We start from the raw sequence: 4,072 nt of genomic DNA on the forward strand, positions 1-4,072 counted from the left end.
CCCCATCCGCCGGCGTCGTAAGGTGCGTCTTTGAAAGATAAAACCATGGGATTTTTTTTCAAAAGTTCCTGAACTCTTTTTTTAAGTATGCCTTTTCCCTTGCCGTGAATAACTCTGACAGAGTAGATTTGTTCTTCCATACAGGCGGCAAAGTAATCGTCAAAAAGATCCGGAATTTCTTTGGGATGAAAAGTGTGCAGATCCAGGATGTCTTCTATGGGCATTTTTATCGGTTTCATTATATGATCCCTAATTGTAACAGTTCAGCCACGAAGGCACCAAGGCACAAAGAAAGAGTATGGATTATAAGCCTTTATCAAATAAAATTGACCGGCAAACGCCTTGGTTTTCTTATCAATTTTAATGTACCTCTTATTAAAAATGGAATTAAAAGAATTATTTTATAATCTTAGAGGCTTGGTGTCTTGGTGGCTGAACTATTACCCCTAATGGAGCTAAAAATCAATTAACTGTTTAACATGTTGAAATTTATAGCGCTTCCTTTTTTTGCATACCTTCTTGGTTCTATCCCTTGGGGCCTTGTTTTGACCCGCATGTTTACTTCCATCGATATCCGGCGACAAGGAAGCGGCAACATCGGCGCCACCAATGTAAGACGCCTGGCCGGTCCGGTGCTGGGCGCGCTGACTCTTGTGGGGGATGCGCTGAAAGGCGCTATTCCGGTCTGGCTTGCTTTGACCCTGACAGGTCCGGGTGGTGATGTTCGGAGTGAAAGCTACATTGCGGTTGTCGCTTTTTGTGCTTTTGCCGGGCACCTTTATCCGGTTTATTTAAAATTCAAAGACGGCGGAAAAGGGGTTGCCACCGCCGCCGGCTGCTTTTTTATAATTTCACCCGCGGCCGGCATTATCGTGATACTGGTCTTTATCATGTTTGTCTGCTGGCTGGATCGAATCTCCGCAGGGTCACTTGCCGCCACCGCCGTTCTGCCGATTGCTGTTTGGGAGGCTTCCCACTCCGGGATCTTCACCGTATGTGCCGTGGCAATAACGATATTCATCTATATCCGTCACAAGGACAATATCAAACGGCTTTTATCGGGAACAGAACCGACTATATGGAACTAATTTGGTTCATTAGATGAACGACCCCGCGGCAAGCCACGGGGTATCAACAAATGATATTTTCTATCTTAACGCAGCAAGCTGCGGGGAATTTAACCCGACAGATTCCGCAACCTTAATCGCGTATTCATTGTAATCTGTGTAATCTGCGAAATCTGTGGATTAAAGTAAAGCAGAATTCATGTCGAGCAAAGAAAAATATTCACGAACCGCCGTAAAAAAAACAGGGTGAAGCTCATATTGGAACCCACACCGAAAATTTATTCTTCTGGGGTATGTTTTGGTTATGTCAGGAATTTAAATTCTTGATATTTGGATCTTATTGCAGCAATATGCAATCAGGGCCAAGCTCGGATCTGTCAGACATATCAAAGGTTTTCTGTTCATCTGATATTCTAAGAGTCCTACAAGCTATTCCAATGCAACCTGGTGAAAAACCTATCCCGTTGAAATATCTCTTCCCCTTTTCGCTGCATTTAGTTATTCAATCTTTTCAGCTGCATCCCGTAACATTACGGCTTGCCGCCTCCGTAGAAACTCACAACGATGGCTCTCGCAATTTTAGAGCAATTTAATGTTGATTCGATCATCTAAAAGATGCTCCTTGACAACACAAAACAATTGATGTACGTATTAATACAATTAATTGTGTTATTATGTACAATAGATTGTACTTTAAAATACAATAAATGGAATATAGACTGAACAAACAGACATTAACAGATTTGTTGGGACAGTGGAATGCGTTCTTAAAGCGCAAAGTCCATCTGGTTGCCTGCGGCGGAACCGCCCTGACCTTGATGGACATCAAACCATCGACTAAGGATGTTGACTTTATGGTTCCGGTTGAGACGGAGTACCGGTATTTGATCAAAACCTTAAAGGATTTGGGATATCAGCAGCAAACGGGGTCCGGCTGGCACAAAAGTGGGAATCTGTTTGTGTTTGACCTGTTTGTGGGGCAACGTATTCACACGACGGACTTGATGGCATCTCCTCTGAAAAAGGGTAACCACACGCTGTTTAAGGAATTTTCTCACCTTTATATCGGCATCTTAAATCCCTATGATCTGATCGCCAGCAAACTTTTTCACGGGACAGAGGTCGATTTTGAAGATTGCCTGATGTTGATGAAATCACGTAAAGAAAGCATCGATATTACGCGGGTTGAACAGCATATTAAAGAGCTTGCAAGTTACGACATATCAGAAAAACGGATCGTCGGTAATCTTGAGAATTTTTTAAATCTAGTTAGAAAAGAAACACTTTATGGTTGATCAAAAATTAATGGACAACTTACATCGGCTGGGATTTCCTCTGATGGAGGTCCAGGCGGAAGTTGATGCCAATAAAACCTTGGCCGAAGTCGTTAAAAGCAAAGACACACGACTGTGGGAGGGATTTGCCGTCTTGCTGGCCAATGCCGCCCGGGACTATAATTTTGATTATGATCAGGTTCAAAGGCATTTTACAAAAAAAGAGGGGTTGGAGGATTTCAAGTCTTTGCTGTTATTATCATTGGCCCTGTATCAGTATTACCATCTGTCGTTTGACTGGTCGAACCGATTTAAAAAAACCTTATCGCCGGAAGAGTCAGCCCGCATGAAAGAATTAAAACATCTTTTAGCACATGGGAATGAGGTCCGTCTCGGCAGCAGGCGTCTCGACCCATTCAGGCTGAAACAGATGTTTAACAATTATTTTGAAAAAGATGCTGAAAAATCGAGAAAGCTAAAACAAAGGCATGAGGAGCTGTCGCTTGAATACGCCCTGTCGCAATTATTTTCGCCAAAACAAAAGGAGTTGTTCCAGAAGAAATTGAAAGGAGAATTGTTAACCAAAACCGAAAAAGAATATTTTTCTCGCACCGTAAAGAAGAAAGTCGCCGCACTTGCCAATCCGGAACTCCATCGCCTTGCCCAGAAATTGATGGAATATTGATGCCTGTGGGAACAATTTTACTCTCAGCATACTGGCAGAAGCACTATAGAAAGGTTTCGAGCATATGGCAAAAGCTATTGTGAGAAACTTAGTTTACCTATATGTCAGACATATCAAAGGTTTTTGATCTGGATGATACTTTCACCTTCCGAATGAATATCTCAGAAATCAGTTTGAAAACGCCGTTCGCTTCACCCCGGCTTTTTACTGTTAGGCATACAGATTATCAATTCATAACCCCTTTTGACACCACGGTCCATGCAGCCTCATAACATAGGCGTAATCGTGCCTCACTTCCCTGGGAAAGAGTGAGATTTTGTGGTCTTTCAACCACTTGATTTCCCTTGATGTTTATGATTTTTTTTGATAGGTTTTCAATAATGTTCTTAATATCTTATGTTTGCGGATCAAGATAGCCCGAGGAGGGGGTTCATAAAGGAGAAAAATGATGAAACCAAAGGAAACCGCGGCCCTTCTGCAGGAGAACCATGCAGTACTTAAGGACCATCATGTGAAGGCGCTGTACCTGTTCGGTTCCATTGTTCGCGGAGAAGACAAGCCCGGAAGCGACGTGGACATCCTGGTGGAATTCCAGCCCGAGGTCCGTGTAGGTCTGTTCGGCCTAGCCAGGTTGCAGCGGCGATTATCGGAAATCCTTGGCAGACCCGTGGATCTGACGACCCCTGACGCTCTGCACAAAGCCCTGAAAGACAGAATAATCAAGGAGGCCGTTCGTGCCGCATAGAGATTGGAAGTTTCGCATTCAAGACATATTGGATGCCGTCAGCGCTGTTCAAGAATATACACGAGGGATGGAATACAAGACCTTCACTGAGGATCGGAAAACCGTGGATGCAGTGGTCCGAAACCTGATTGTCATTGGAGAAGCCGCTGTTCACGTTCCAGAAGATATTTGTCGGAAGCACCCTGAAGTTCCCTGGTACGAGATGCGCGGTATGCGCAATTTCGTTGTTCACGAGTATTTCAGAGCCAGTGACGCAGTTATATGGGATACGGTGCAGGTGGATTTGCCTCCGTTACCGGCC

General features: G+C 43.8%; 6 protein-coding genes. 5 read left to right on the forward strand and 1 reads right to left on the reverse strand.

Features of this window, described 5'->3' with window-relative positions; all coding sequences use genetic code 11:
* Window positions 1-239: Smr/MutS family protein (locus tag V3S16_RS01235; RefSeq protein WP_413882856.1), on the reverse strand; the 239-nt coding region annotated here is incomplete at its 3' end.
* A 240-nt stretch (window positions 240-479) separates the two neighbouring features.
* On the opposite strand from V3S16_RS01235, the gene plsY reads away from it, so the two are divergent.
* The 5 genes from plsY to V3S16_RS01260 form a co-directional block, all read left to right on the forward strand.
* A complete protein-coding gene (plsY, locus tag V3S16_RS01240; RefSeq protein WP_413882857.1) occupies window positions 480-1,088 on the forward strand; it encodes a glycerol-3-phosphate 1-O-acyltransferase PlsY in 609 nt (202 codons plus the stop codon).
* A 686-nt stretch (window positions 1,089-1,774) separates the two neighbouring features.
* Complete coding sequence (locus V3S16_RS01245) at window positions 1,775-2,362, forward strand: DUF6036 family nucleotidyltransferase (RefSeq protein WP_413882858.1); 588 nt, start codon at window positions 1,775-1,777, stop codon at window positions 2,360-2,362.
* Complete coding sequence (locus V3S16_RS01250; protein ID WP_413882859.1) at window positions 2,355-3,026, forward strand: hypothetical protein; 672 nt, start codon at window positions 2,355-2,357, stop codon at window positions 3,024-3,026. Before V3S16_RS01245 ends, V3S16_RS01250 begins: the two co-directional genes overlap by 8 nt.
* A gap of 445 nt (window positions 3,027-3,471) precedes the next feature.
* Window positions 3,472-3,771 carry a nucleotidyltransferase family protein gene (locus V3S16_RS01255; RefSeq protein ID WP_413882860.1) on the forward strand — a complete coding sequence of 100 codons (300 nt, stop codon included), beginning with the start codon at window positions 3,472-3,474 and terminating at the stop codon, window positions 3,769-3,771.
* The coding region (locus tag V3S16_RS01260; RefSeq protein ID WP_413882861.1) for a DUF86 domain-containing protein at window positions 3,761-4,072 on the forward strand (312 nt) is incomplete at its 3' end. The genes V3S16_RS01255 and V3S16_RS01260, both read left to right, overlap by 11 nt.

Source organism: Candidatus Desulfatibia sp., assembly GCF_036446775.1.
GTDB lineage: Bacteria > Desulfobacterota > Desulfobacteria > Desulfobacterales > UBA11574 > Desulfatibia_A.